This is a genomic window from Neosynechococcus sphagnicola sy1 (assembly GCF_000775285.1).
GTDB lineage: Bacteria > Cyanobacteriota > Cyanobacteriia > Neosynechococcales > Neosynechococcaceae > Neosynechococcus > Neosynechococcus sphagnicola.
The window spans coordinates 24,022-48,504 of record NZ_JJML01000009.1 but is presented as its reverse complement, the minus strand read 5'-3'; the positions used below and the strand labels follow the sequence as shown (position 1 = coordinate 48,504).

General features: G+C 53.9%; 18 protein-coding genes and 5 pseudogenes. 9 read left to right on the top strand and 14 right to left on the bottom strand.

The features are described 5' to 3' along the window. The first annotated feature begins 68 nt into the window (after nucleotides 1–68). The gene (gene gcvT / locus DO97_RS05370; protein WP_036531591.1) at nucleotides 69–1,184 is read left to right on the top strand and encodes a glycine cleavage system aminomethyltransferase GcvT; all 1,116 of its coding nucleotides are present in this window, start codon (nucleotides 69–71) and stop codon (nucleotides 1,182–1,184) included. Between the two features lie 24 nt (nucleotides 1,185–1,208). Here the strand turns inward: gcvT and DO97_RS05365 are convergent, their stop codons facing one another. The 3 genes from DO97_RS05365 to DO97_RS05355 all read right to left on the bottom strand — a co-directional run bounded on the left by DO97_RS05365 (nucleotide 1,209) and on the right by DO97_RS05355 (nucleotide 4,329). Further along, nucleotides 1,209–2,519, bottom strand: coding sequence for a DEAD/DEAH box helicase (locus tag DO97_RS05365; protein ID WP_052128427.1), 1,311 nt, complete (start codon nucleotides 2,517–2,519; stop codon nucleotides 1,209–1,211). A gap of 189 nt (nucleotides 2,520–2,708) precedes the next feature. Next, entirely contained in the window at nucleotides 2,709–3,662 is a 954-nt protein-coding gene (locus DO97_RS05360; protein WP_036531590.1) for an asparaginase, read from the bottom strand. Between the two features lie 94 nt (nucleotides 3,663–3,756). After that, nucleotides 3,757–4,329, bottom strand: coding sequence for a GNAT family N-acetyltransferase (locus DO97_RS05355; RefSeq protein WP_036531675.1), 573 nt, complete (start codon nucleotides 4,327–4,329; stop codon nucleotides 3,757–3,759). A gap of 183 nt (nucleotides 4,330–4,512) precedes the next feature. Here DO97_RS05355 and DO97_RS05350 point away from each other — a divergent pair, with 183 nt between their 5' ends. The 3 genes from DO97_RS05350 to DO97_RS22965 are packed head-to-tail and all read left to right on the top strand — an operon-like array spanning nucleotide 4,513 to nucleotide 7,728. Further along, on the top strand, nucleotides 4,513–6,438 hold the full coding sequence (locus tag DO97_RS05350) for a primary-amine oxidase (RefSeq protein WP_036531589.1): 1,926 nt from the start codon (nucleotides 4,513–4,515) through the stop codon (nucleotides 6,436–6,438). A 14-nt stretch (nucleotides 6,439–6,452) separates the two neighbouring features. Then, nucleotides 6,453–7,562 (top strand): flavin monoamine oxidase family protein, encoded by a 1,110-nt coding sequence (locus DO97_RS05345; protein WP_036531587.1) that lies wholly within the window; start codon nucleotides 6,453–6,455, stop codon nucleotides 7,560–7,562. Continuing rightward, nucleotides 7,534–7,728 carry an FAD-dependent oxidoreductase gene (locus DO97_RS22965; protein WP_036531585.1) on the top strand — a complete coding sequence of 65 codons (195 nt, stop codon included), beginning with the start codon at nucleotides 7,534–7,536 and terminating at the stop codon, nucleotides 7,726–7,728. The genes DO97_RS05345 and DO97_RS22965 overlap by 29 nt, the downstream gene beginning before the upstream one ends. A 38-nt stretch (nucleotides 7,729–7,766) precedes the next feature. Here the strand turns inward: DO97_RS22965 and DO97_RS25955 are convergent, their stop codons facing one another. Further along, nucleotides 7,767–8,438: a hypothetical protein gene (locus DO97_RS25955; RefSeq protein WP_239651484.1), complete on the bottom strand. Its 672-nt coding sequence runs from the start codon at nucleotides 8,436–8,438 to the stop codon at nucleotides 7,767–7,769. Then, entirely contained in the window at nucleotides 8,419–9,390 is a 972-nt protein-coding gene (locus DO97_RS25950; RefSeq protein ID WP_239651483.1) for a S8 family serine peptidase, read from the bottom strand. Before DO97_RS25950 ends, DO97_RS25955 begins: the two co-directional genes overlap by 20 nt. 121 nt (nucleotides 9,391–9,511) lie before the next feature. On the opposite strand from DO97_RS25950, the pseudogene rpe reads away from it, so the two are divergent. Next, nucleotides 9,512–10,220, top strand: a pseudogene (gene rpe / locus DO97_RS05330) (ribulose-phosphate 3-epimerase). 226 nt (nucleotides 10,221–10,446) lie between these two features. On the opposite strand, the gene DO97_RS05325 reads toward rpe, so the two are convergent. Beyond that, nucleotides 10,447–11,481, bottom strand: a complete 1,035-nt coding sequence (locus tag DO97_RS05325) for an Rpn family recombination-promoting nuclease/putative transposase (RefSeq protein ID WP_156120454.1) — start codon at nucleotides 11,479–11,481, stop codon at nucleotides 10,447–10,449. A 421-nt stretch (nucleotides 11,482–11,902) separates the two neighbouring features. Between DO97_RS05325 and DO97_RS05320 the strand changes: the two genes are divergently transcribed. After that, the gene (locus DO97_RS05320) at nucleotides 11,903–12,577 is read left to right on the top strand and encodes a GvpL/GvpF family gas vesicle protein (protein WP_036531584.1); all 675 of its coding nucleotides are present in this window, start codon (nucleotides 11,903–11,905) and stop codon (nucleotides 12,575–12,577) included. 26 nt (nucleotides 12,578–12,603) lie between these two features. On the opposite strand, the pseudogene cbiD reads toward DO97_RS05320, so the two are convergent. Further along, nucleotides 12,604–13,744 (bottom strand): annotated as a pseudogene (cbiD, locus tag DO97_RS05315) (cobalt-precorrin-5B (C(1))-methyltransferase CbiD). A 63-nt stretch (nucleotides 13,745–13,807) separates the two neighbouring features. Then, nucleotides 13,808–14,998 (bottom strand): glycosyltransferase, encoded by a 1,191-nt coding sequence (locus DO97_RS05310; protein WP_036531672.1) that lies wholly within the window; start codon nucleotides 14,996–14,998, stop codon nucleotides 13,808–13,810. Nucleotides 14,999–15,192: 194 nt separating this feature from the next. Between DO97_RS05310 and DO97_RS05305 the strand changes: the two genes are divergently transcribed. Continuing rightward, nucleotides 15,193–15,987: an LmeA family phospholipid-binding protein gene (locus DO97_RS05305; RefSeq protein ID WP_036531582.1), complete on the top strand. Its 795-nt coding sequence runs from the start codon at nucleotides 15,193–15,195 to the stop codon at nucleotides 15,985–15,987. Nucleotides 15,988–16,011: 24 nt separating this feature from the next. Here the strand turns inward: DO97_RS05305 and DO97_RS30075 are convergent, their stop codons facing one another. The 6 genes and pseudogenes from DO97_RS30075 to DO97_RS05275 form a co-directional block, all read right to left on the bottom strand. Further along, the gene (locus tag DO97_RS30075) at nucleotides 16,012–16,758 is read right to left on the bottom strand and encodes a beta-carboxysome assembly protein CcmO (protein ID WP_036531581.1); all 747 of its coding nucleotides are present in this window, start codon (nucleotides 16,756–16,758) and stop codon (nucleotides 16,012–16,014) included. 150 nt (nucleotides 16,759–16,908) lie between these two features. Further along, nucleotides 16,909–17,589 (bottom strand): beta-carboxysome scaffolding protein CcmN, encoded by a 681-nt coding sequence (locus DO97_RS05295; RefSeq protein ID WP_239651481.1) that lies wholly within the window; start codon nucleotides 17,587–17,589, stop codon nucleotides 16,909–16,911. Between the two features lie 19 nt (nucleotides 17,590–17,608). Further along, entirely contained in the window at nucleotides 17,609–19,270 is a 1,662-nt protein-coding gene (locus tag DO97_RS05290) for a beta-carboxysome scaffolding protein CcmM (RefSeq protein ID WP_036531579.1), read from the bottom strand. Between the two features lie 78 nt (nucleotides 19,271–19,348). Continuing rightward, nucleotides 19,349–19,651, bottom strand: coding sequence for a beta-carboxysome shell vertex protein CcmL (locus DO97_RS05285; RefSeq protein WP_036531578.1), 303 nt, complete (start codon nucleotides 19,649–19,651; stop codon nucleotides 19,349–19,351). A 6-nt stretch (nucleotides 19,652–19,657) separates the two neighbouring features. Beyond that, nucleotides 19,658–20,001 (bottom strand): annotated as a pseudogene (locus tag DO97_RS05280) (carbon dioxide-concentrating mechanism protein CcmK). A 97-nt stretch (nucleotides 20,002–20,098) separates the two neighbouring features. Continuing rightward, on the bottom strand, nucleotides 20,099–20,410 hold the full coding sequence (locus tag DO97_RS05275; protein ID WP_036531576.1) for a carbon dioxide-concentrating mechanism protein CcmK: 312 nt from the start codon (nucleotides 20,408–20,410) through the stop codon (nucleotides 20,099–20,101). 688 nt (nucleotides 20,411–21,098) lie between these two features. Between DO97_RS05275 and DO97_RS05270 the strand changes: the two are divergent. Beyond that, nucleotides 21,099–22,938 (top strand): annotated as a pseudogene (locus DO97_RS05270) (NAD(P)H-quinone oxidoreductase subunit F). A 15-nt stretch (nucleotides 22,939–22,953) separates the two neighbouring features. Beyond that, nucleotides 22,954–24,480: pseudogene (locus tag DO97_RS05265) on the top strand (NADH-quinone oxidoreductase subunit M). Nucleotides 24,481–24,483: the final 3 nt, after the last annotated feature.

The window sequence follows — 24,483 nt, the reverse complement described above, 5'->3', positions numbered from 1 at the left end:
TTGAGCTAGACACAGCTTAGGGGATGATAGTGTTATTGTTCTAGTCAACCTCCTGTTTCCCACGATTCATGACTGCACCCAATCCCCCATTGCTCCAACGCACCCCACTCTTTGAGCAAATTCAAGCTCAGGGTGCCAGAATGACTGAATTTGCTGGTTGGGAGATGCCAGTGCAGTTTGCGGGGGTGCTTCAGGAACATCAGGCCGTGCGACAGCAGGCCGGAATGTTCGATATTTCCCACATGGGTAAGTTCCACTTGCGCGGCGGCAACCTGATCGGGCAGCTACAAGGGCTGGTTCCCTCTGATTTAAGTCGATTGTTGCCGGGGCAGGCACAATATACCGTATTGCTCAATCCCCAGGCAGGGATCATGGATGATCTGATTGTTTACTACCAGGGTGAGAATCACCTGGGAGAACAACAATGTCTGTTGATTGTGAATGCGGCCACAACGGCCAAGGATCACGCCTGGTTTATGGCTCATCTCGATCAGTCCCAGGTGGTACTTGAGGATGTCTCTGTCCACACAGCCTTGATTGCGGTTCAGGGCCCCCAGGCGACCACCCTATTGCAAACCCTGGTGAAAGAAGATCTCACCCATTTGCCCGCTTTTGCCCATGTGACGGGCACGATTCTCGGTCAGCGTGGTTTTCTAGCCCGGACGGGCTACACGGGGGAAGATGGCTTTGAAGTCATGGTAGACCCCCAGATAGCTGCCCAGTTATGGCAAGCTCTCCTGGCTGCGGGCGTTACCCCCTGTGGCTTGGGGGCAAGAGATACGCTACGTCTAGAAGCAGCCATGGCGCTGTATGGGCAAGATATTAATGGCACCACAACCCCGCTGGAAGCTGGACTGGGTTGGCTAGTGCATCTGAGCACTAAAGGAGACTTTATCGGGCGTTCGATCTTGGAGCAGCAAAAGCAAGGAGGGGTGCAACGGCAACTGGTGGGGTTGCAGATGCAGGGTCGAAACATTGCCCGTCACGACTATCCGGTTTTGGCAGCAGGTACAGTGGTGGGAACCGTTACCAGTGGCACCTTATCGCCAACCTTAGGCTACCCGATCGCCCTGGCTTACGTGCCATCGACCCTAGCGCAACCAGGTCGCGTCTTAGAGATTGCCATTCGTGGTAAACCATATCCAGCAACAGTGGTGAAGCGTCCCTTTTATCGTCGGCCCTAGGCGATCGCCACGGCTGACGAAGTTTTAAGCTGTACGAAGACGTTTACGAACCCCTTCGACACGGGAAGCGCCATCCCGTGTTCCTGCCGAGTGATTTTTACTGCGGGCGGGCTGGGATTGGGTTTGGGGCTTGCCTTCATGGCTGCGACGTTGACGAGACCGTTTACGATTCGACGGATCTACTTCAGGGCCAACTGAAGTGGTGGGTTCGTATCCGGCAATCACATCTTTGGGAATGCTCCGATTGAGCAATTGCTCAATGCCTTTCAAGAGTGGATATTCATCGGGGCAAACCAGGGATACTGCTTGTCCTTCGTTGCCAGCGCGACCTGTGCGGCCAATGCGATGCACATAGTCTTCAGGAACATCGGGCAGATCAAAGTTGACCACATAGGGGAGTTGATCAATATCTAAACCACGAGAGGCGACATCAGTGGCAACCAAGATCCGAACCTTTCCCTGCTTAAAGTCATTGAGGGCACGGATACGGGCAGCCTGGGTTTTGTTGCCATGAATCGCAGTGGTTTTTAATCCATCTTTTGTCAACTGCTCAGCCAGACGATTGGCACCGTGTTTGGTGCGAGTAAAGACCAGTACCTGTGGCCAGTTGTGGAAACCAATCATGTAGGAAAGTAGCTCTCGCTTGCGATCGCGATCAACTGGGTGGACAATCTGGGTAACCTGCTCTGCAGCGGTGTTGCGAGGTGCGACTTCGATCAGGGTCGGAGACTTGAGCAGCGTATTCGCAAGCTGCTGGATGGCTTTAGAGAAGGTGGCAGAAAACATCAGCGTCTGCCGGGAGTGGGGCAGCACCGCCAAAATTTTGCGAATGTCGTGGATAAAGCCCATATCCAACATGCGATCGCATTCGTCCAGCACCAGAATCTCTACCTGGGAGAGGTCGAGGGTTTTTTGCCCTAAATGGTCGAGGAGCCGACCCGGTGTAGCAACTAGAATATCAATTCCCCGCCGCAGGGTTTGGATTTGTGGGACGATGCCAACACCACCATAGATGACAGCTGATCGCAGGGGCAGATGTTTGCCATAGGTTTGAACACTGTCGTTGACCTGGGCTGCCAATTCACGAGTGGGGGTGAGAATCAGCGCCCGAGGCGTGCGATGCCCTCGGTTGAAGTAGGGGGTACTGAGGCGCTGCAACAGCGGTAGTGTAAAACCAGCCGTCTTACCCGTTCCGGTTTGGGCACTGGCGAGAACGTCTTTCCCTTGCAAGATTGCCGGAATTGCCTGTAGCTGAATGGGGGTTGGTTGACTGTAGCCTTGCTCAGCAACAGCACGAAGTAGATCGGTCGTCAGACCGAGAGTAGAAAAAGTCATAGATGCAATTGCTCCTAGCGGTGCCCCTATCCCAAATGAAATGCTGGAACCAGTCTAAGAGCAGTAAATGTGTGATGCAGTTGAATGGCTCTAATAAGCAAATTCCAACCTGCCAATGACAGACCGGAATGTATTGGCGGATGTTTATCCTAACAGAAATAGTGACAAAGCATCTGGATATTGCTCTAGCTAAAAGATCGATAGCTCCCCACTGACATCCAGACGTTTAAATTCACTGAGGGTGGCATAGCTCTCAGAGAGGGTTTCGGCGATCGCGGGACTGATCCATCCCATCTGCTTCAACAGATGAATTGCGGCGGCATACTTTGCCCGCTTGGAACCATCCATGACCTTAATCGCCAGACCCATGCCCTCCCCCATGCGACCAATGCACTGCATCCCTTCGGCTCCGGCCTTACTCACCAATTCTCCCTGGGTTAACCGCATCAGTGCGGTATCAAACTCTTGTTCCCCAGCGACCATGAGGGGGTGATGGGTCATGGCTCGGAGGATACGTTCCATATCCAAGTTACTACCAGAGGCCAAGTGGGCATAGAGGGTACCCACCTGGCCCAGTTGCAACAAATAGGTAGGAGCACCACAGTCATCGTGGGCACCGATAAATTCTTCACCGGGCATCCGCAGGACTTCAGCAACCTTGGTAAGAATAAGACGTTGTACCGGGTGATGCCGTTGTAGATACGTATCCAGGGGCCAATTACATTGCTGACACACCGCCAGCATCCCAGCATGTTTCCCCGAACAGTTATATTGCAGGGAACTCTGTTTCCCCTCAGGTATGGGGCATTGGAGCGCCGCAGGATCAATGTCACAGCGCCATAAAACATTAAACACCTGGCGCACCTGCTCCAAGGTGCCCTGATGGGAACTACAAATAATTGCCAGGTCGCGATCGGTGAGACCAAAGCGCTCTAAGGTGCCCGTGGTGGTGACCGCAAGGGCTTGGAATGGTTTGAGGGTAGATCGGGCAAACACCGCTGTCTCAGCGTTGCCTGCAACAGATAAGACCCGCCCTCGGTCGTCACAGACAACTGCCTGAACCTGGTGGGTTGACTCTACAATTCCTTCGCGAAGCAGTCTGACTTCCAGTGCTGCTGCGTGTGTGCGTTTTCCCCTTGTCATGGGTATGACTGTGACATACTCGCGTCCCCCATGGCAAGCCTTCCCGGAGTCAGGTTGTGGTGGGACTTACTACCCTGAATTTATAGGTCTGAATCTAGGGGCGATGGCGGGCACGGCTCCGAACTCGTTCCGCCTTGTCCCGTTCATAGGCAATCAGCCTCCCATAGTACTCATGTTTACCGAGGTTCATCGAGAGAAAAATATGCTTGCGGGGATTGCCAAACCCTTTCCGGGCAAAGAACTTGACTGCGGGAATATTGGCCGGATCGGTGTCCACCAACAAAAACCGTGCTCCTTCTTCAATCATCCGCTCCACAATTTTATCCACGAGCTTATCCGCCACCCCCCGCCGCTGGAAATTGGTTGCGACCCCGAGCCAAATGATGTAGCCATAGACCCAGGGGGCTTTGCTAATCACAGTGCCCAGAATAAACCCCGCAATTTGATGACCATCGGCTTCTGCCACCAGACAGTACTCTGGGTCAGTGTTATACAAACCAATGACTTCCCATTCATCCCAGGTTCGGTAGAGATAGGGGTATAGGTCGCTGGTGAACAGGCTCTCTCCCAGGTGATAGACCGGTGCAATATCGTCAATGGTCATTTCCCGAATTGAGATCGGGGTAGTGCTAGGAACGGGGGTGTCCTGCTCAGGGGAGAGAGTCATAAAATTGAGGGTCAATGGTGAAGCTGCCAGCGCTAGGTTGAAACGGGAATACCCAGTCTTCAGACAGTACTCTCAATTCTAGTGGATTCAATTGGCAATGCCGCTGGCAGGATGTCCCTGATAGACTAGGCTTCGGCTCTCCCCCGATCCCTTCCCTGGAGAGCAGCTTACTGGCAACTCCTTATGACCATCAATTGTGCTGCTGCATCAACTCCGGATGCCCCGATCCTGCACCCTCTAGATCCTTTAACGGCAGCAGAAATTGTCGCCGCTGTGGCGTTGATCCGGCAGCAACCAGGTTTGGGGTCGCAGGTGCGGTTTCCCATCGTCACCTTACACGAACCTCCCAAATCAGTGGTTCGGGACTTCCAACTGGGTGATCCGATGGAGCGGCAAGCCTTTGTGGTGGTTTTGGATAACCAGATGGGAGCTACCTACGAGGCGATCGCCTCATTGACGCAGCAGCGGCTCCTATCGTGGACGTTGATTCCGGGGGTACAGCCTCGGATCATGCCGGATGAGGTCGTTGAGTGCGAAGCGGTGATTAAGGCCAACCCGGAGTTCCAGGCTGCTCTACACAAACGCGGCATTGCCAATCTCGATCTGGTGATGGTAGACCCGTGGTTACCAGGGAATTTTGGGTTTGCGGAGGAAGCAGGGGTGCGACTGGCGAGATCGCTGTGTTGGTTGAGAACCAGTCCCACGGATAATGCCTATGCCCACCCGATCGATGGCTTAGTTGCGATTGTAGATTTAAATCAAATGCAGGTGGTACAGATTGAAGATCGGGGAAAGGTGCCCGTGCCCCCCACGGCGGGTAACTACGCACCGGAATTTGTGCCCACCTATCGGGAGGATCTCAAGTCTCTCCAGATTGTGCAGCCAGAGGGGCCTAGCTTTACGGTGGTAGGGCATCAGGTTTGCTGGCAGAAGTGGCAATTTCGCTTGGGCTTCAATCCCCGAGAAGGGTTAGTTCTGTATACCCTGGGCTATGAAGATCAGGGGCAGTTACGCCCGATTTTATATCGAGCTTCCATGGCGGAGATGGTAGTGCCCTACGGCGATCCTCGGCCACAACACTTTCGTAAAAATGCCTTTGATGTTGGTGAAATTGGCCTTGGTTCTTTGACCAATTCCCTCAAACTGGGTTGTGACTGCCTGGGGGAGATTCACTATTTTGATGCGGTGGTGCACACCAGTCGCGGAGAACCCGTGGTGATTGAGAATGCCATCTGTCTCCATGAGGAGGACTATGGCATTCTCTGGAAACATCAGGACTGGCGAATTGATCGGACAGAAGTGCGGCGATCGCGGCGCTTGGTATTGTCGTTTATTACCAGTATTGACAACTATGAGTACGGCTTTTTTTGGTACTTCTATCAGGATGGCACGATCCAATATGAGGTGAAACTAACGGGAATTCTCCTCTGTGCTGCCCTTGACGATACCCCCCAGTACGGAACTTTGGTGGCTCCGGAGTTAAACGCCCTCTTTCACCAGCATTTTTTCTGTATGCGGCTGGATATGACCATTGATGGTGAAAACAATTCCGTCGTCGAGGTGAATACCGAGGCTGTGCCCCTGGGGCCAGACAACCCCTATGGCAATGCATTTATTGCCAAGGAGACGCTGCTGGCAACGGAGTCCCAAGCCCAACGGTGCATTGATCCCCTGGCGGGACGGTACTGGAAAATAGTCAATCCTACGGTGCTGAATCGTTTGGGAAAACCTGTGAGTTACAAATTACAACCCGGTGAGAATATTCTCCCCTTTGCCGATCCCCAGGCTTGGATTCTCAAACGGGCTGGATTTATGACCCGGCATTTGTGGGTCACCCCCTACCATCCCCAGGAAAACTATCCAGCGGGGGATTACCCGAATCAACATCCCGGCGGTGCCGGACTCCCGGCTTGGACTGAGGCTGATCGCAGCCTTGACAATACTGATTTAGTCGTGTGGTACAACTTCGGGCACCATCACATTCCCCGTCCTGAAGATTGGCCGGTGATGCCTGTTGCCTATATTGGGTTCATGCTCAAGCCCGTGGGTTTCTTTGCGGCCAATCCAGCCCTGGATGTTCCGGCTTCTCAGCAGTCATCCTGTCATTAGGGCGGTTGATCGAGATGGGACAAACGCTGATTATTGGGGCGGGGGCAGCGGGACTGGCAGCGGGTTCCACCCTTGAGGCAGCGGGGCAGGCTGTCACCCTTCTAGAAGCCCGGAATCGCCTAGGGGGGCGGGTGTGGACCGATCGCAGCTTCAGTAATTTTCCGATCGAGAATGGTGCTGAATTCATCCACGGCGATCGCGCCCTGACCTGGCAATGGGTGAGGGAACTGGGGGCCGAGACGATTCCAGTGCCCAAGTTCAGCAGCTACGCCTATGAGCAGGACGGCACCCTCTATCGCTATGAAGATGTGATCACCTGGCCCGATCTACCCCGCGTCTTCGGTCTTGAAGATCAGGAACTGGCAACGATTGATCCCCTGGCTGCCGATCGCTCCCTGCAAACCTGGTTGTCCCAATTGGGACTCACCCCCCAAGCCCAACGGATCGGGGCACACCTTTTGGCGAACCTCTATCTGGCGGCTCCGGAGCACTTGGGGGTTGCCGACTGGGCTCACGAAATGCGGGTTCACCATGCCGGCACAGGGAATTTTCGCCTCCGGGACGGCTATGACCACGTTCTGCATCACCTCGCCCAGGGATTAACCATTCATCAGCAGACCGCTGTGCAATCGGTACGCTGGGATGTCACCCCCCTAGAAATTCGGGCGATCGCCCAGGGTCAGCCCGTGCTTTACACTGCCGATCAAGTGGTGATTACGGTTCCCCTGGCTCTGCTGCAACAACAGACTATTGACTTTACCCCAGCCTTACCAACCGCAAAACAACAGGCGATTCAAGCCCTGCGAATGGGGCCAGCGGTGAAATTACAACTGGCATTTCGAGAATGTTTCTGGGAGCCGGAGGTGAGTCTGTATATGGGGTTGGGGACGGTGCCAGTGTGGTGGTCTCCCAGTTACCAGCGCCCCGATGCCCACCCGGTCTTAACGGCGTTTGTGGGGGGAGCTCGCGCCCTAGCCTTAAATGCAGTCTCAGAAGCCGAAGCTTTGCAGCTGGCTGTGGCAGATCTCTGTCGGCTGTTTGGCAGCGATCGCCCGCGTCAAGATCTGGTCAAGGGGCGACGGATTTCCTGGATTGATGACCCTTGGACGCGGGGGGGGTTATAGTTATGTCCCCACGGGGGCCTACGGAGCCCGACAAATTTTAGCCACACCCATCCAGTCCGTCCTGTTTTTTGCCGGAGAAGCCACGGTGACGGCGAGTAATCCTGCCACGGTGCATGGGGCGATCGAGAGTGGGATTCGAGCAGCTCAGGAGATCTTGCAACGTTAAAGATATTTGATTCAGAACTCAAGCATGGCTAGTAAGGACTAGCGGGCAGGCACCGCCCACCAGGCTAAGGCATAGGACTGCACGGCCTGAACCTCAGCGGCAGCTGGCTGGCGAAACTGCACCCGAATTTTATAGCGTCCTGTCTGGGGAATCTGATAGAAAAGATGCTCCACACTATCGACCGAGCTTTCGGAAGACCAGAGGTTTTTGGAGGAGTCGTTCTCAGTCGCCTGCATCAGATAGAGATCGAGGTTATTGAGGCCGCGATCGCGGAAACTTTCTCCCTGGTTATATTCCCCGTCATGGTTTTGATCCTGCAACTCCACAAGCCGATCCCAGGCCAGGGTAGCTGACAGATAACTCCCCTGGGCTAGAGGTCGCTCCAGCACATAATCCTGGTAAGCGGTTCCCCCTGATTCTAGGGCAACGGTGCGGTAATCCCAGGCGATCGCCGGAACCGGAGCCATTGGTCCCCACTGCCCCGGACTGAACTGCTGATAAGCCCGAAAGGCGTTCAGTTGCCCCGTCCCCATCTGATTGTCGAGGGGAATGGTGCGATCCTGGAAGGCTGGGGACTGAAGCCAAGAGCGATTGTCCTTGGTGAGGATGGTGCGACTCATGCCCAAGGTAAGACCATTGCCTGCATCTTTGAGCTTTTCAGCGCCATTCATTAACACAGCCTTCATCACCTCATGACGTCGGGCGTCCATCCCCCGAGTGAGGGTGGTGCTGGCGCAGCTGGCGATCGCCCCATTCCTGGAGGAGCGCCACCGTTGCGGTCACCATGGGGGCAGCAAAGCTAGTGCCACTGCCCCGGATGATCCGACCATCAAAGGCCAAAAGAGAGACCTGACTCCCTGGAGCCACCAGACTTACCGATCCCCGGCGACCCAGATTGGTTTCTTGTCCCACAATTCGGCGGACGAATCCTGCGGCCGGATCACTAATATTGGCAAAATCAACCTTGGTATAAATGCCCTGAAGCCGCATCGTGTAGGCGACATTCATGCCATTAAAGTTATCGGTGGGAATGGGAATACCACCTTTCCCCTGATTGCCAGCCACAACATAGAGGACATCATGGACTCGAGCGGACCAATCCACACATTGAGTCAGTAAGGCATTACCATCCAGCACGGAGATCGGGCGGGGGTCATGCTGCAAGGACTCGCCAAAGCTAAAGTTAATGGCTCGCACATCCCCCCCATTTTGCGCGGCGATTTTCTGGGCCGAAAGACAGTCCTCCGGTTGCCCGTCTCGCCGTGTGGTTCCCGCTGCGGAAGCATACAAACGGGCAGCGGGGGCAATTCCCGGTAGCGCCTTGTCCTTACTAATCATGATCCCAGCTACACTCTGGGCGTGGGAATCAACGTTGGTATTCGTTTTGGCAGGATGATTGCGAAAAAATACCTGGGTGATGGCGATCGCTCGGTAGCGTGAAACCGCCTTATCGACCCCAAACTGTCCGGGTCGCCCCACCTCCACTTGACCAATGGCAATCTTACGCCCTAGCAGGTTATAGGGAGCCTGGTGGAGCCGCAGGGCATCAATGCCGTTTGGGGAAATGGCATCCGTGACGGTCAGTGCCAGGGCGGGGAGTCCAGCCAGCCCCATCAAGCCCCCCAACCCGGCCAGTTTTTTTAGGATCTGTGAGCCTGCCACGGGATCTTCTCCGATACAATCTTAAGTAAATCTAAAAATATTGTGCCCTTAGGGTCAAAGTACCCACCAGAATTTTGTTACGTTGACAACCAAAAGCCGACTATAGGAGAGAATGCTTACCATGCCTCAAGCACAGTCCCCAAAGCCGATTGTTATTGCTCCATCCATCCTATCAGCAGATTTTAGTCGTCTGGGAGACGAGATTCGGGCAGTGGATGCGGCAGGTGCTGACTGGATTCACGTCGATGTGATGGATGGTCGCTTCGTTCCGAATATCACCATTGGCCCGCTGATTGTCGAAGCCATTCGTCCGGTGACCGCCAAGCCCCTCGATGTCCATTTGATGATTGTAGAACCGGAAAAGTACGTCGAGGACTTTGCGAAGGCTGGTGCCGACCTGATCTCGGTGCATGCAGAGCATAATGCGTCCCCGCACTTACACCGTACCCTCGGTCAAATTCGGGAATTAGGGAAAAAAGGCAGGAGTGGTGCTCAATCCTTCCACACCGCTGGAATTAATTGAGTACGTCCTAGATCTCTGTGATCTCGTGCTGATTATGAGTGTCAACCCTGGTTTCGGCGGCCAGAGTTTCATTCCTGGTGTCGTGCCCAAGATCCAAAAGCTGCGGCTGATGTGCCAAGAGCGGGGGTTGGATCCCTGGATTGAAGTCGATGGGGGCTTGAAGGGCAATAACACCTGGCAGGTGCTAGAAGCAGGAGCCAATGCCATTGTTGCGGGTTCAGCGGTGTTCAAAGCCAAGGATTACGCCACCGCCATTACTGAAATTCGCCACAGTAAGCGTCCCGTCCCTGAACTGACATCAGTTTAAATTCATCCTCAATTCATCCGGCGATCGCAAAAAACGCAGGTCAAATCCCAAGCCCCAAGCATCAAGGCTGGAACATTTGACCTCATAACCCAAGCAGTCGAGTAAGGAACTCGGATCGCCGAGAAAAATTGTAAAACGTTTTACAAAATAGCTTCCCCCTTGGGGAAAAAAGCTCGATGCTCCGAGAAAATAACGCGATCGCTCCCAGAGCCGTTTTCCCCAGCCCTTAAAGAGATTTCAACCAGTTATCTAGATCGGCGGGGGTGGCAAAATCTAACAAAGCCTCGCCTAACGCCTCCACTTGCTCTAGGGATAACCCTTGGAGTTGAGTCAGTACCCCAGGGGATAGGGTGCCCATGCGGCGAGTGAGTAGACGAACAATCAGCGATCGCTCCCCTTCTAGCTTGCCCTCAGCTCTTCCTTCTAGCTTGCCTTCTAGCTTGCCCTCAGCTCTTCCTTCTAGCTTGCCTTCTAGCTTGCCCTCAGCTCTTCCTTCTAGCTTGCCTTCTAGCTTGCCTTCAGCTCTTCCTTCTAACTTACCTTCCTGATAAACCCTGGTTTGGGTAATGGATTCTGCTAACCCCAGCATCTTGGCGATTTCCTCCCGGCTAGACTCAGAAAACTTGTAGACCATTATCGTCTCAATTAACTCCAATAGTACTCCCTGCGGCAGCCACGGCTCACCTTGCTCAACCTGCGTCAGGAGTTTACGGGCTTGCTTCGCCGCCTGCCTGCGAGACGCCACCACTAACCTCACTAAATTAATGCCGGGTAATCCCGAGTCTGGGGGGAGTTGATTTAAGTAGATGCGCTCCACTTGATCGCTCTCTAATAGTGAGACATAGGCCAGCTTCTGCTTCGGTTCAATGGATCGCCGTGCCAAAATTACCACTGCTTTCCAATGACGAATCCTGGGATTTTGAGCCAGAAATAGAAAAATTTCCGCAAACAAACGCCGATAAAGATCTGGATCAAGCTGAAACTGGACTTCTACAAAATAGATTGGCAAATCTGGATCAGCAGCCGGGGGCAAAAAAATCCCATCCAGGCGGAAGGCGGTTTGCTTAACTTCCACGGATTGGAACTGATAGGGAACCGCCGGAGAATCTCCCAGCAATTCAAACAGCAAATGAGGAGCCGTGGAGAATAAGCGATAAAACAGAGAATCGGTTTTCAATCGGGAGATGGCTGAAGATGGCTCAATTGTATATCTAGCAAGGAACACCCCTGAAGCCCGATCGCTCTCTGCACCGGGAACCATCAGAGGATGTTTTAAAAGGGTCAGGTCGAGCCTCAAATACGACTCAGTGGTGCAATCTAAAATCCATAAACCCTGATTCTGTCGTAGCGGTCTCTAGGTGGTCAGAGTGGTTGGATACACCCAGGAAGACGTTTTAAAACATCCTCTAAAATGTTGGGGCACTCTGGTGACATTAGCCATCCCAGAAAGTGGCGTGGTTTACCCGTTGACGGCATTAACGATGCACTTAGCTAGCGGTGCATGTTAACCTACAAGCTGAGAAGTGGCAGCAGTGGTAGTCCCCTGTCGTTAATGGGGTGCCAATCAAGGCTTTAGTAGTCTGTCAAGAATTTTTTGAGGGGTAGAAAATCCTCATAAAATTACCCCCTCTAAGCCGCTTGGTTCATCAACTAAAAATTGACAGCGTCCGAGGATAGGTTGGATGTATACCTACGCTTTTTGCCACACCCCAACAACGCCCCTCAGGTTCCCCGCAGGCTTTGCTAACCCGGTGGCGTTGATCAGTCAGGGAGAGATCGCGGCGGTGGTAGAACCAGCGCTATTCCCCGATGGCTTGCCCGAGGAAGATCAGCAATTGATCCAGGCGGTCGTCTCCCACGATCGCGTCCTACGGGAATTGTTTGCGCAAATTCCGCTACTACCGCTGCGATTTGGAACTCGTTTTGGTTCCTGTGAGGCGCTGTTGAGCTATCTGGACTCCCATCGGCAGGATTACCTGGAGAAACTCGCCAGCGTTGCTGGGAAAGCAGAATACATCTTGAAGTTGATCCCGCAGCCCTTCGCCCCTGCCCCACCCAGTGCTCCTGAGGTGGGGCAGGGGCGAGAGTATTTTCTAGCTAAAAAACAGCGCTACCAAACCCAACTGGCCCAACAGCAGCAACAGATCGAGGAGCGGCAAGCCGTGATCGCTGCGATCGCCCAATTTTACCCCGATCTAAGAGCCGGGGAAGTTCAGGATCAGGGGGAGCGATTCTATCTTCTGATCGATCTCGCCCTGGAGCCAACCCTAGATCAGCAGCTCCAGGTGTGGCAAACCCTGAGTCCCCATTGGCAGTTACAACGGAGTGAAGCCCTGCCGCCCTATCATTTTGTATGATTGGCACGGTGTATCCTTGTTGACAACTAGGATCTGGTCATCTGCCGGAGCAGCACCGATCCCCTTTCACTGGTGACAATCACCTGACGGCGACGATCGAACAGTAGGCAACCGATGGCGACGGACTGTTCACTGTGGGTGTAGATATAGGCTTGAGACCGTTGATCAATGCGATCTGCGATCGCCCCATAGACCCGGCTTACCCAGGAACGATTGGTGTGGACATCCAGTTCCCGTAAATGGTTGAGAGCATCTTCCGCGGTCGCGCTGGCAAAAATCGTCTGGAGTTCCCTGGGGGGCAATCCCAGGTTGGCACAGTGAGCGGTAAGGATTTCGAGACGGGCATCGGCCACATGGTGATGGGTATGAAAGATGTTACCAGCAAGTTTCAATAATTTGCCATGGTAGCCAAAGAGCAAGATCGCCTCCACTTTTTGCAACCCGGCTTCCACCAACAATGGCCCCAGCCAGTTGGCAGTTTTGAGGCGGAGATCGGCCTCTATCCCCAGCTGGAGCGCGAGATCTAAACCATTCTCACCGACGCAGAAGACCAGCGTTTTATATTGGCCTGCTTTTTGCTGGAGTTCAGACCGAAAGTCAGCCAATTGCGCGGGCGCACTCAGGGGTTGGGAAATGCCCGTGGTGCCCAGCAGTGAAAGCCCCTCGACAACGCCGAAGGCGGCATTGGCTGTCCGCATCGCCAGCGATCGCCCCTCTGGCAGAATCAGGGTGACGGTGATCCCGCGATCGGGTGGCAGGATGCCGCTCAAATTCTCTCGCAGCAGTCTTTGGGCATAGGCATAAATGGCGGCTCTCCCCCCCTCTGTCTCCACGGTTCCGATTCCCTCTCCCCCCCGGATTTGCAGCAGGTCTCCCGTCTCCTCAGCTTGCCACTGCACCAAGGCCCACACGGGGGGTGTGGCGGGTGAGATCGAGGTTGGCTCCGGGTTCACTGCGGGTGATGGCCAGCACCGAGCCATCGGGTAAGCCAGCAACCTGCTCAATGGGAATCTCAACGCTTACGGCTGGTTCCACCAGGTTAACGGTCACCTCACGCAGGGACTGGGGCTGGAGTAAATACTTTAAAGCTGCGATCGCGGCGGCACAGGCAAAAACTGGCAGGGTGTAACCCGCACCCGCTGGGGATAATTCACTAGAAGCTGACACAGTCGATTCCTCCCCTTTAATCCATCCCAAGTGGAACGGTTGCCCAGCCCAAGTCCCAACTGGTTACAAGGGTAGCCCCATGGATGTGATCCCCTGGCGTAACCGTTCGGCCTCTGGCGACCCCTGTTGTTGATGTAATGCGATCGCCTGACGAAACGCAGCCAAGCTGTCTGCAACCTGGCCTAACTTCAACAGAATCACGGCTAGATTTTGGTGAGCCTCGGCATAGTCGGGCTTGAGGCGAATGGCTTCCTGATAGTGGGCGATCGCCGCGGGTAGATTTCCCAGAGCCTTCAGGGTCAGCCCCAGATTGTTGTGGCCGATGGCAAACCCAGGGTCAATCTCCAGGGCGGCTTCAAATGCGGTTTGAGCAGCTGTTAGATCGCCCTGATCCTTCAACAGGCTCCCCCAGTTATTGTAGGCTCCCAGCTTCAGATGGGCGGGAATACCCTGCTGGAGAGCTGCCTGATAGTGAGCGGTGGCTTGCTCTGGATGCGGGTACTGGGTGTAGGCAATTCCCAAGTGGTAGTGCAATTCGTAGATCGTAGCTGCCTCCGTGGGAGCTGCCTCCAATCCCTGCTTCAAGAGGGTGATCCCCCGCTTTAAGGCACCACTCTGGACGTAGAGTGCCCCGAGCTTGCTACAGAGGTAGGCATCCCCCGGATGGGTTGCTAAATAGGCTTCCATGATCGAGCGCCCACGGTTCAACTTATTCCGAGCGGCGATCGCCGTCGGTTGATACCCAGAATGCAGAATTGACACCTGAGGCAAATAGCGCAGTTGCCACTGGGGTTCCCGCTGCCGCATTTGGGCAATGCTTTCTTCTACACTTTCGTGATAGGGGCGGGAAAAATGCACCGCTGGATGATGGCGAAACAATCGGGGAACCAGTGAGTAGGGAGACTGCCCCGCCCCCACCTCTTGACGCAGTAAATTCACCAACAAATAGTGGGGATGCTGAATCACTTTTTTGAGGGCAGGAATGATTTCGGGTAACAGGACTTCATCCGCATCCAGCACCAACACCCAATCACCCTGGACATACTTCAGTGCCGCATTGCGGGCGGCAGCAAAATCATCACCCCACGCAAAGTCATAAACCCTGGCACCCTGTGCTTGGGCAATCTCCGGTGTCCCATCCCTAGAACCGGTGTCCAGTACCACCATCTCATCCACCACTGCCCGCACACTCGCCAGACAATGGGGCAGGTTCTGGGCTTCATCCTTGACAATCATGCAGAGGCTTAGGGTCATCTCAGGCTCACAGACTGCTTGAACAACCACACTTGAAGTTCTTTTGACCCCATGGAACAGCGGGGTTTGCCCCTCGGATGTCCATCATACCAAAGACCCGCGATCGCCGCTCTGCACCTGGCTAAACCGTCAGCAATTGCCAGTTCCTTAATATTTTGTTACAAATAGGGCATGAGTTCCATTTGCAAAGTGACATGTTTGGTGCCCTAACTGGTTTAACAACGCCCCCTGGGACAGACTTCGGCGAGCAGGTACTCAATGCGGTTGCCAGTCAATCCATTCGTCACCTGTTTACTCGCTGCGATGCAGTGGATGTCGTCGTTCGTTGTTTCCCCTCCAGCAAAATTTTGCAAGGGAGTATTGATAGCTTCAAGATGCAGGGTCGGGGTCTAGTCATTCGCAAGGACTTCCAAGTAGAAGAAATGACCTTTGAGACCGATGCAGTGGCAATCGACTTTCGTTCGGTCTTGAGCGGCACCATTCGCCTGAAGCACCCCACCCAGGCTGTTGCCCAGGTTACCTTGAGTGAAGCAGCGATTAACCAGGCGTTTGATGCCGAACTTGTGAAAAAGCGGCTCCAAAACCTGACACTACCAGAACTGACCGACCTATCGGGGGGCGAACCTGTAACCTTCCGAGAGGTACACCTAGAGCTCCTGCCCGACAATCAGGCTCGAATTTTTGCCAAGACCAATCTCCCGAACACTGCCGATGTCCCTATCAGCTTGATTGTCAGCCTCGGCATTGAGCGCCGCCGCCGGATTGTGTTTCAGAATCCACGGTTTGACCCAGCCCCCGTTCCAGAGCCTTTACAAAGCCTCTCCCAAACCTTGACGATGGCCTTTGCTCAAGTCCTGGATAACATGGTGGATCTGGATCGATTTGACTTAGATGGGGTTACCCTGCGGCTCAATCGCCTAGAAACCCAGGGCAAGAAACTTCTCTTCAGCGGTTATGCTCAAATTGAGCACTTCCCCGGCAGTGGCTAAGGACGGAGATAGCCCCAGCTTCCCCTAAGGCAGCGGCCTGGGAGCCTGGTTGGGTACCCGCTGACTAAGGGGAAGCTCCTCAACATAAACCAATGGCTCGGAGACTTGTTCTAACTGCGGCAAACGTACCGGCTCTTGTTCTTTCTCTCGAAGGGCCACGGGTAACTGAATCGGTTGCTCCAAGAAGTAGTTTGCAATGGGTAAGGTTTGTTCTAAATCATCCAGGGGTCGAGGGATGACCATGACCGCGTGGAGTTCTCCAATTCGCTCGGCTTCATGCATGCCGGCCTCAACTGCCACCGCAACATTTGAGACGGTTCCGCGAATGATCGTAGTGCAGAGTCCATCGCCAATGGTTTCATAGCCTACTAGCTTGACATCTGCTGCCTTCAGCATCGCATCAGAAGCCCCCACCATGGCGGGAAACCCCCGGGTCTCGAGCAAGCCCACAGCCAGGTTACTCATGCGACTATAACCGCGCTCAGCCGTCAACTGTGCTAGACGGCTGCCGATGGGCAAAACTGCATCTAGATTTGGCAGGGGCCGGGCAATCACCAACTTCGCGATCAACTGTCCAAATTTCTCGGCAGTGTCCGCCCCGCACTCCACTGCCAAACGGACATCGGCAATTCGTCCTCGCACCACTGCGGTACAATGGCCGCCCCCAATTTTTTCATACCCTACTAAGGTGACGGCAGAGGATTTCAGCATCATATCAGCGGTACCCACAATCGCCGGAAAGCTCTGGGTTGCCACTAAACCAAGTGCCATGTCCTGGTAGTCCCTGGGGGAATGAGGCAGTAGATCGGGCGCGACTGAGCCTCTACTTCTGCCCTGATTGATATTTCTTTGAGGAACTTCCATGCTGGGTCTCAATGGGACACCTGAATAATCACCATTAGAACATACCTGCCCCTGGCACTAGGGGATGTCGGGGGCGGTTCCCTCTTGGGAGAGTCGCTGCACTGCTTGACGGTAGGGCATCAGGGTGCCTAGAAGCTGACTCAGTTGCACCTGGCCATAGATATTCACGGAGGTATTCTCTGTTGCCATTGGTGGTGCTGGGGTTTCTGCCCACGGGTCGGGAGGAATTTCCGCCCCTGACTCTTGCTCTGACTGGGGGGTAGCGGGTGACATCCCGACGGGCACTCCCTCGGTTTCAGGGAGGGTCGGGGGCGGGTTACCTGCAGCCGAGGGTCGGCTTTGATCCCCAATCAGCGAACCCGGAGTTATCACCAATCCTGGGGGAATGGAACTGTTGAGAATCGTGGTTGCTGAGCCAATACAGGCATTGGCTCCAATCTGACCTCGTCCCAAAATTAATACACCTGCCCCCAAAATTGCCCCCTCGGCAATTTCCAAATTCCCTTGGTGGGCGTGGAGGATGGTGCCCATGCCAATGCAGACACCTGCAGCAATTAAGATGCGACTGCCAGTATCTGCTCGCAATAGCACCCCTGGAGCCAGGGTTGCACTCTCATCAATGAATACATTGCCGCTAATGTGAACGTGGGAGGTACGGGGGGGTTGCAGGGGCGGCAGATACATGGGATTGAAAACCTCTTGATCCAAGAACGTTGAGGGGTGGACAAGTGTTGTCATGACCCACCCATCCATCGGTTCAAGGCCGTTGGATCATCATCTCCAAAACGCGCTGCTTGGCTTTGGCATCAATCCCAATCAGGCGCACGTACTCGCCGCTATGCTCCGCAAGACAGGTTTCTAAGGCTGCGATCGCCTCAGACTCGCGGGTTGTTTGGATCGGAGCACAGCTTTTCCAAGAACAGGTACGGAAACGCCGCTCATCGGCATGTTCCGTTCCAATCCGATGCCCCCGTTGCAGCAATAGGCGCACCTGCTCCACCACCTCGGCAGTGAGTTTGCCACTGGTACCATAGGAGCTTGACCCACTTGGGCGACTGGGTTGTCCCATCGGGCTGATAGAAGTACGAGAGCTGGCAGACAATTGGGGAACCTTGCCGTTGGGCCGCTGAATAATTAACTCCAGCACCCGCTGCTTCGCTTTGGCATCAATGCCAATCAGACGTACATAGGCACCGCTATTTTCTGCTAAGACGCTATCAATGGCTGCGAGGACTTCCGATTCTCGCACCGCAGTCATCGCAACACTGTTCCAGGAGCTGGTGCGGAAGCGTCGTTCATCGGCATATTCCAAGCCAACCCGATAGCCCTGCCCCATGAGCTGTCTCACTTGGGTGACCAGATCTGGAACGAGGGAGCTACTGCTAGCTCCAGCCGCAAAGGGGAATTGGTTGACACGGGCGACGCTGGAGCCGCCACCAGGGGAACCTGGGCCAGAGGGCGTCGGCTTGTCTGTGGGACGTTGCACAATCAATTCCAGGACGCGCCGCCGGGTTTTAGGGTCAACCCCAATCAGTCGCACATACTGACCACTGTGTTCGGTCAGGGATGACTCTAAGGCTGCGATCGCCTCGGCCAGCCGCTGAGTCTGTAAGGCGGGACCACTCTGCCAGGAACTTGTCCGGAAATGGCGCTCATCGGCAGATTCAATGCCAATACGATGGCCACTAGACAGAAGCCGTTGAATTTGCTCAACAACTTCAGAACTCAGACGACTGCTGGGAACCTGACCATTGCTGGCAGTCGGATTAAATCGGGTCACTTCTTGGTACTTCATCTGTTCATTTCGTAGAGGTGCAATACAGGCCACGTCCTCTGCACAGCGATAGCCGGAGCGCAGAGCTTCGTTCACTCCCACCACATGATGGGCAAACTGAATATCACTCTCCTGGACATTGGGGAGACGGTCTGCCTGCTGCTGCGTTGTAATCACAGCGCCGGAGGGCACATACTTGCCGGGAGGGACTTCCACGTCCTGGATCAGACAGTGCATCATCACAATACAGCCGTTGCCAACCCGCGCATTGAAAACCGTCGATCGGAAACCGATAAAACAGTTGTCCCCCACATAGGCTGGACCATGAATCAGTGCCATATGGGCGATCGAGGTATCACTGCCAATCCAGACAGAATAGTGGCTCTGATCATCCCCGACGACCCGCCCCTGCTCCAGACCATGAATCACAACTCCATCCTGGACATTTGTCCCCTCCCCTACGTAGAAGGGGGTTCCCTCATCAGCACGGATGGAAGTACCAGGGGCAACCAGCACATTGGCACCAATTCTCACATCCCCAATAATGTTTGAGAAAGAATGGACAAAGGCCGATTCATGGATCTTAGGCTGAGCCAAATTCTTCGACCAAGGAGTGGGTGGGGCAGCAAGGCCACGGACTACCATACGTGAAAATTCTCCTAACGGAAACAGCAACGGAGTGATCAGCTGCAAGGCAAACTTCAGACCCCAGCCAGGGGCAACTTATCGATCCTGATCTTTTTTGCTGTAGATACGGAGATTGTCCAGCGTCACTGTATCAATGATGGCAATCACCGCAGCATCGACCGGACGGGTTTCGCTGCCCGGAACTTGACGAGCGGCACTCCCACAACTCACCAGAACCCATTCATCCACCCCTGCCCCGACTCCATCGGCTGCCACCTCGTATTCCGGGAGAAGGTGTCCCTCTTCATCCACAAATTGCAAGAGGAGAAGCTTGACACCCCGCATGCTGGGTTCTTTCTGGGTACTGACCACGGTGCCGCGAACCTTCGCAATACGCATCAGAAATTAGGGTCTGCCAATGGGGCGAATGGCGTTCACACTTTCACGGAATGGCTCCACTGCCTCGGTGTAGCGGATCGGCAGCACGTACTCCAGGTTCTCATGGGGACGAGCAATAATGTGGTGGGATAGCACCTGCCCACCATTGACTCGCTTCACTGACTCAATGCCAGCAGAAACCGAAGACCTGGACTTCAGAGACATACCCCCCGCACAATCACCGTGACGCGGCCACTGCCAATCTTCTCATAACCAACCAGGGTGACGCGGGCAGCTTTTACCATTGCATCTGCTGCTTCCACCACCGCGGGAAAGCCCAGCGTCTCTACCATCCCAACTGCAATTGCCATAGGTTTTACCTCGTTGAAATCTAAAAGAACATCTCTGTGAGCGTCAGGATTGAACTAACCTCACACGAACCGGAGTTACACTGAGCCCGAAGGAGCCCTAATAGTTGCGAAACTGTTCCACTGCCTCGGTGTAGCGGATCGGCAGCACGTACTCTAGGTTCTCATGGGGACGAGCAATAATGTGGGTGGATAGCACTTCTCCGCCATTGACTCGTTTGGCGGACTCAATGCCAGCAGAAACCGAAGCCTGAACTTCAGAGACATCTCCCCGCACAATCACCGTGACACGGCCACTGCCAATTTTTTCGTAGCCAACTAGGGTGACGCGGGCAGCTTTCACCATTGCATCTGCTGCTTCCACCACCGCGGGGAACCCCTTCGTCTCGATCATCCCAACTGCAATTGGCATTGTTTCTCTCCTAGTGAGCGTAAGTCCAATCTTGAAAGTTCTCAGAAGAAACTCTAACTGGTATCAAACTTGAATCTGAATGAGAACTTCAGCTTTTCTATACCAAGAATAGAGATATGTCTTGCTTTTGACAATATAACATAAAATGATAATATCAAATCTCGGACATTAGATTATTTAATACAAAAAGGATTTACGAATGTCAAAAATTGTTTATTGCCAGGTTGTCTTCCCCCTAGGGAGAGTCGAATTGCCTAGTCACGGTGATGACTATCTGGCGGGAATTATCGGGGAAACCCTTACCTAGTCTTGCCTGTGCCTTTAGCTTCAGCCTGGTTGGATCTAATTCGGCTCTCCAGGGTATCCTTAGTATTGATCGATATTTATGAATTTATGTAATTAAAGTGATAGAAGAAGATAAAAGAGTTTGGATAAATTTATAGATTTGCTGGTTGGGTAGATTTGCTGCTTGGGTGTTTATCAGGGTTCACTGAACCAGGTCGGAATTAAACCTTCCATAGAATTGTCTTGGCAGTTCTATAGAAGTTTTGGGGTACTAAAACGTTAAACTAATTCAGATAGCAGGATTTGATCAGCAATGCTCTTTTGTTATTAGGGACTCCCACGCTGGGATTGTGTGAGGGGCTAGTAGCTGCGTTGTTGGTTCTTTAGTCTCAAGGTTGTTTTCATGTCGCAGTTTCTCCTCCAAGTCTGTTGGTGGATACCGTTTTTATGGTTTGCTAGGTGCGGTGTTGACCCTACCTTGGTCTTTGGGTTTAATCCGGCAGACAGGGCCGCGTCCTGCTGCATATTTAAATTTATTGATGACGGTTTTGGCCTTTATTCATGGCTCAATTGTCTTTCGGGAGACATGGAACCAAGAGGCGCAAACCCTGGTTATACATTGGTTGACGACGTTTGACCTGGATTTGTCCTTAACCCTGGATATCTCTTCCGTCAGTGTTGGTGCCATGGAGTTGATCACCGGGCTCAGCTTACTGGCACAGTTGTATGCCCTGGGTTATATGGAAAAGGACTGGGCGTTGGCTCGTTTTTTTGCCTTGATGGGATTTTTTGAAGGAGCGATGAGTGGCTTGGCCCTCAGTGATTCCCTATTTCTTAGCTACGCACTCCTGGAAATTCTCACCCTATCAACCTACTTGTTGGTTGGGTTTTGGTATGCCCAGCCCCTGGTGATTACCGCCGCACGGGATGCATTTCTCACCAAGCGGATTGGGGATGTCTTACTGCTGATGGGGGTGGTGACCCTGGCAACCCTGGTGGGGAGCTTAAATTTTACGGATATCTATGACTGGGTTGAGACCGCTGACCTCGCGCCGTCGGTCAGCACCTTGTTGGGACTGGCGTTGATTGCTGGGCCGACGGGAAAGTGTGCTCAATTTCCCCTTCACCTTTGGTTGGATGAGGCGATGGAGGGGCCGAATCCGGCTTCAATTTTACGGAACTCCGTGGTGGTTGGGTGCGGTGCCTATGTGCTGATTAAGTTACAGCCCGTCGTGGCGCTCTCACCCGTCGCACTGACAACCTTGGTAGTTTTGGGAACCATGACCGCCATTGGAGCTTCCTTGGTTGCGATCGCCCAAATTGATATCAAACGGGCTTTAGCCCATTCCACCAGCGCCTATCTGGGGCTGGTCTTTATTGCCGTGGGCATGCAGTCAACGGGATTTGCCCTGTTGTTGCTGTTTACCCATGCGATCGCCAAGGCATTGCTGTTCATGAGTTTGGGGTCTGTCATTTCAACCACGAACACCCAGAACCTGACCGAGATGGGGGGACTGTGGTCACGGATGCCGGCCACCACCAGTGCCTTTGTCGTGGGCAGTGCTGGTTTAGTGGGAGTCTTACCCTTGGGGAGTTTTTGGGCACTTCGCCTGGGAATTGACGACCTATTTTGGACCCATCAGCCCTGGCTGGGGGGGGTGATCCTGATCGTCAACGGGTTAACGGCCTTAAATTTGACCCGGGTGTTTCGTTTGGTCTTTCTCGGTCAACCCCAGGAAAAAACCCGTCGTACCCCTGAGGTGGCATGGCCGATGGCGGTGCCAATGGTGGCTTTGACCATTGTCAACTTGTTAGCCCCGTGGTTGATGCAACAGTTATCCCTGCTGCCGGACTGGGAATATCTGCACTGGAGTACCGTCCTGCTCTTAGTCGCCTCGGGGTTAATTGGCGGTGTCTTCGGGGGGGTCGTCTATCTCAACCGGGCCTGGGTAAGACCGATGCAGGTGCCCTTACGGTTTCTCCAGGACTTACTAGCCTATGACTTTTATGTCGATCGCCTCTATCGCCTTACGGTTGTATGGGTGGTGAATCTGTTTTCCCAAGCGATCGCCTGGGTGGATCGCTATGTCGTGGATGGTCTGGTTAACTTGGTGGGTCTGGCTTCGATCTTCAGTGGTGAAATGCTGAAATACAGTGTTTCCGGTCAGTCCCAATTTTACTTAATAACAATGTTGGTGGGTATCGGCCTGTTGGGGGTCTGGATTACCTGGTTCATGTGGTAGGCAGGAGACAGGATGATGCTCAGTGCTTTAATTTGGATACCCCTTCTCGGGGTGCTGCTGATTTGTTGTTGGCCCACGCCCCTAAATCCCCAAACATCCCGATGGATTGCCTTGATGGTCACCGGGGCTGTTGCCCTCTGGACGGGGGTAATTGGGTATCAGTTTGATTTCACTCAGGGGGGGCTGCAATTCCTGGAACAAATTCCCTGGCTGGACTCCCTGGGATTAGATTATCAAATTGGGATCGATGGGCTGTCCTTTCCCCTAGTGGCCTTGAATAGTTTACTCACCTGGGTGGCGATCTACAGTGGCGATCGCAGTTTGCCGCGCCCCCGCTTTTACTATGCCCTGATCCTATTGCTGTCAACTGGAGTGGCGGGAGCCTTCCTGGCGCAAAATTTGCTGTTGTTTTTCCTGTTCTACGAGCTAGAACTGATTCCCCTGTACCTGCTAATTGCCATTTCGGGGGGGGCGCGCCGGGGTTACGCCGCCACCAAGTTCTTGATCTACACTTCGGTTTCGGGAATGCTAATCTTGGCAGCTTTCCTAGGGTTAGTGTGGGTGAGTGGAACCGATAGCTTTGCTTACGCACTCTTGCAAAACCAGTCCCTGCCCCTGGGGACCCAATGCTGGCTGCTGGCTGCTTTGCTGATAGGTTTCGGAATTAAGATCCCCCTGATCCCCTTCCACACCTGGCTGCCCGATGCCCATGTGGAAGCCTCAACACCCATCTCGGTGCTCCTGGCAGGGGTGTTGCTGAAGTTAGGCACCTATGGTCTGTTACGGTTTGGGTGGGGACTGTTCCCCGAGGCTTGGACACTGTTCTCCCCCTGGTTGGCCGGGTGGGCGGTGGCGAGTGTGCTGTATGGGTCGCTGACGGCGATCGCCCAGACGGACATGAAGAAGATGGTTGCCTATAGTTCCATCGGTCACATGGGCTATGTACTGTTGGCACTGGCTGCCGCTGCGCCCCTGAGTATTTTAGGGGCGATGATGCAAATGGTCAGCCACGGCCTGATCTCTGCCCAGCTGGTTTCTGCTGGTGGGTGTGGTGTATTAAAAAAACTGGGAGTCGCGACTTAGATGTGCTGCGGGGACTCCTGAACCCGGAGCGAGGCTTGCCTGTGATTGGCAGTCTGATGATTGTGGGGGTGATGGCGAGCGCTGGAATTCCCGGTCTCTGCGGGTTTGTCGCCGAATTTTTGATCTTTCGAGGCAGTTTTGCTGCCTTCCCTACCCAAACCCTGCTGTCGATGATTGGGACGGGACTGACGGCGGTGTACTTTCTGTTGTTGGTGAACCGCACCGTTTTTTGGTCGCCTCACGGCTGCTTTTGCCAACTTGCCCAAGGTGGAATGGCGAGATCGCTTCCCGGCATTGATTTTAGGGGTGCTGATTGTGCTGTTGGGGATGCAGCCAGCTTGGGTCGTCCGCTGGAGTGAGACTTCCATCGCAGCTTGGTTTCTTGATCGTGTCCCCACCGCTCTGGTGTCCAGCCTCTCCCTGGCTGCCCACCCTGATTCTACTGAAACTCGGCCATGAGCT

Coding starts and splice junctions, on each gene's coding strand:
- gcvT (WP_036531591.1), top strand. CDS start 69: ATGACTGCACCCAATCCCCCATTGCTCCAACGCACCCCACTCTTTGAG.
- DO97_RS05365 (WP_052128427.1), bottom strand. CDS start 2,519: ATGACTTTTTCTACTCTCGGTCTGACGACCGATCTACTTCGTGCTGTT.
- DO97_RS05360 (WP_036531590.1), bottom strand. CDS start 3,662: ATGACAAGGGGAAAACGCACACACGCAGCAGCACTGGAAGTCAGACTG.
- DO97_RS05355 (WP_036531675.1), bottom strand. CDS start 4,329: ATGACTCTCTCCCCTGAGCAGGACACCCCCGTTCCTAGCACTACCCCG.
- DO97_RS05350 (WP_036531589.1), top strand. CDS start 4,513: ATGACCATCAATTGTGCTGCTGCATCAACTCCGGATGCCCCGATCCTG.
- DO97_RS05345 (WP_036531587.1), top strand. CDS start 6,453: ATGGGACAAACGCTGATTATTGGGGCGGGGGCAGCGGGACTGGCAGCG.
- DO97_RS22965 (WP_036531585.1), top strand. CDS start 7,534: ATGACCCTTGGACGCGGGGGGGGTTATAGTTATGTCCCCACGGGGGCC.
- DO97_RS25955 (WP_239651484.1), bottom strand. CDS start 8,438: ATGGACGCCCGACGTCATGAGGTGATGAAGGCTGTGTTAATGAATGGC.
- DO97_RS05325 (WP_156120454.1), bottom strand. CDS start 11,481: ATGGTTCCCGGTGCAGAGAGCGATCGGGCTTCAGGGGTGTTCCTTGCT.
- DO97_RS05320 (WP_036531584.1), top strand. CDS start 11,903: ATGTATACCTACGCTTTTTGCCACACCCCAACAACGCCCCTCAGGTTC.
- DO97_RS05310 (WP_036531672.1), bottom strand. CDS start 14,998: ATGACCCTAAGCCTCTGCATGATTGTCAAGGATGAAGCCCAGAACCTG.
- DO97_RS05305 (WP_036531582.1), top strand. CDS start 15,193: ATGTTTGGTGCCCTAACTGGTTTAACAACGCCCCCTGGGACAGACTTC.
- DO97_RS30075 (WP_036531581.1), bottom strand. CDS start 16,758: ATGGCACTTGGTTTAGTGGCAACCCAGAGCTTTCCGGCGATTGTGGGT.
- DO97_RS05295 (WP_239651481.1), bottom strand. CDS start 17,589: ATGACAACACTTGTCCACCCCTCAACGTTCTTGGATCAAGAGGTTTTC.
- DO97_RS05290 (WP_036531579.1), bottom strand. CDS start 19,270: ATGGTAGTCCGTGGCCTTGCTGCCCCACCCACTCCTTGGTCGAAGAAT.
- DO97_RS05285 (WP_036531578.1), bottom strand. CDS start 19,651: ATGCGTATTGCGAAGGTTCGCGGCACCGTGGTCAGTACCCAGAAAGAA.
- DO97_RS05275 (WP_036531576.1), bottom strand. CDS start 20,410: ATGCCAATTGCAGTTGGGATGATCGAGACGAAGGGGTTCCCCGCGGTG.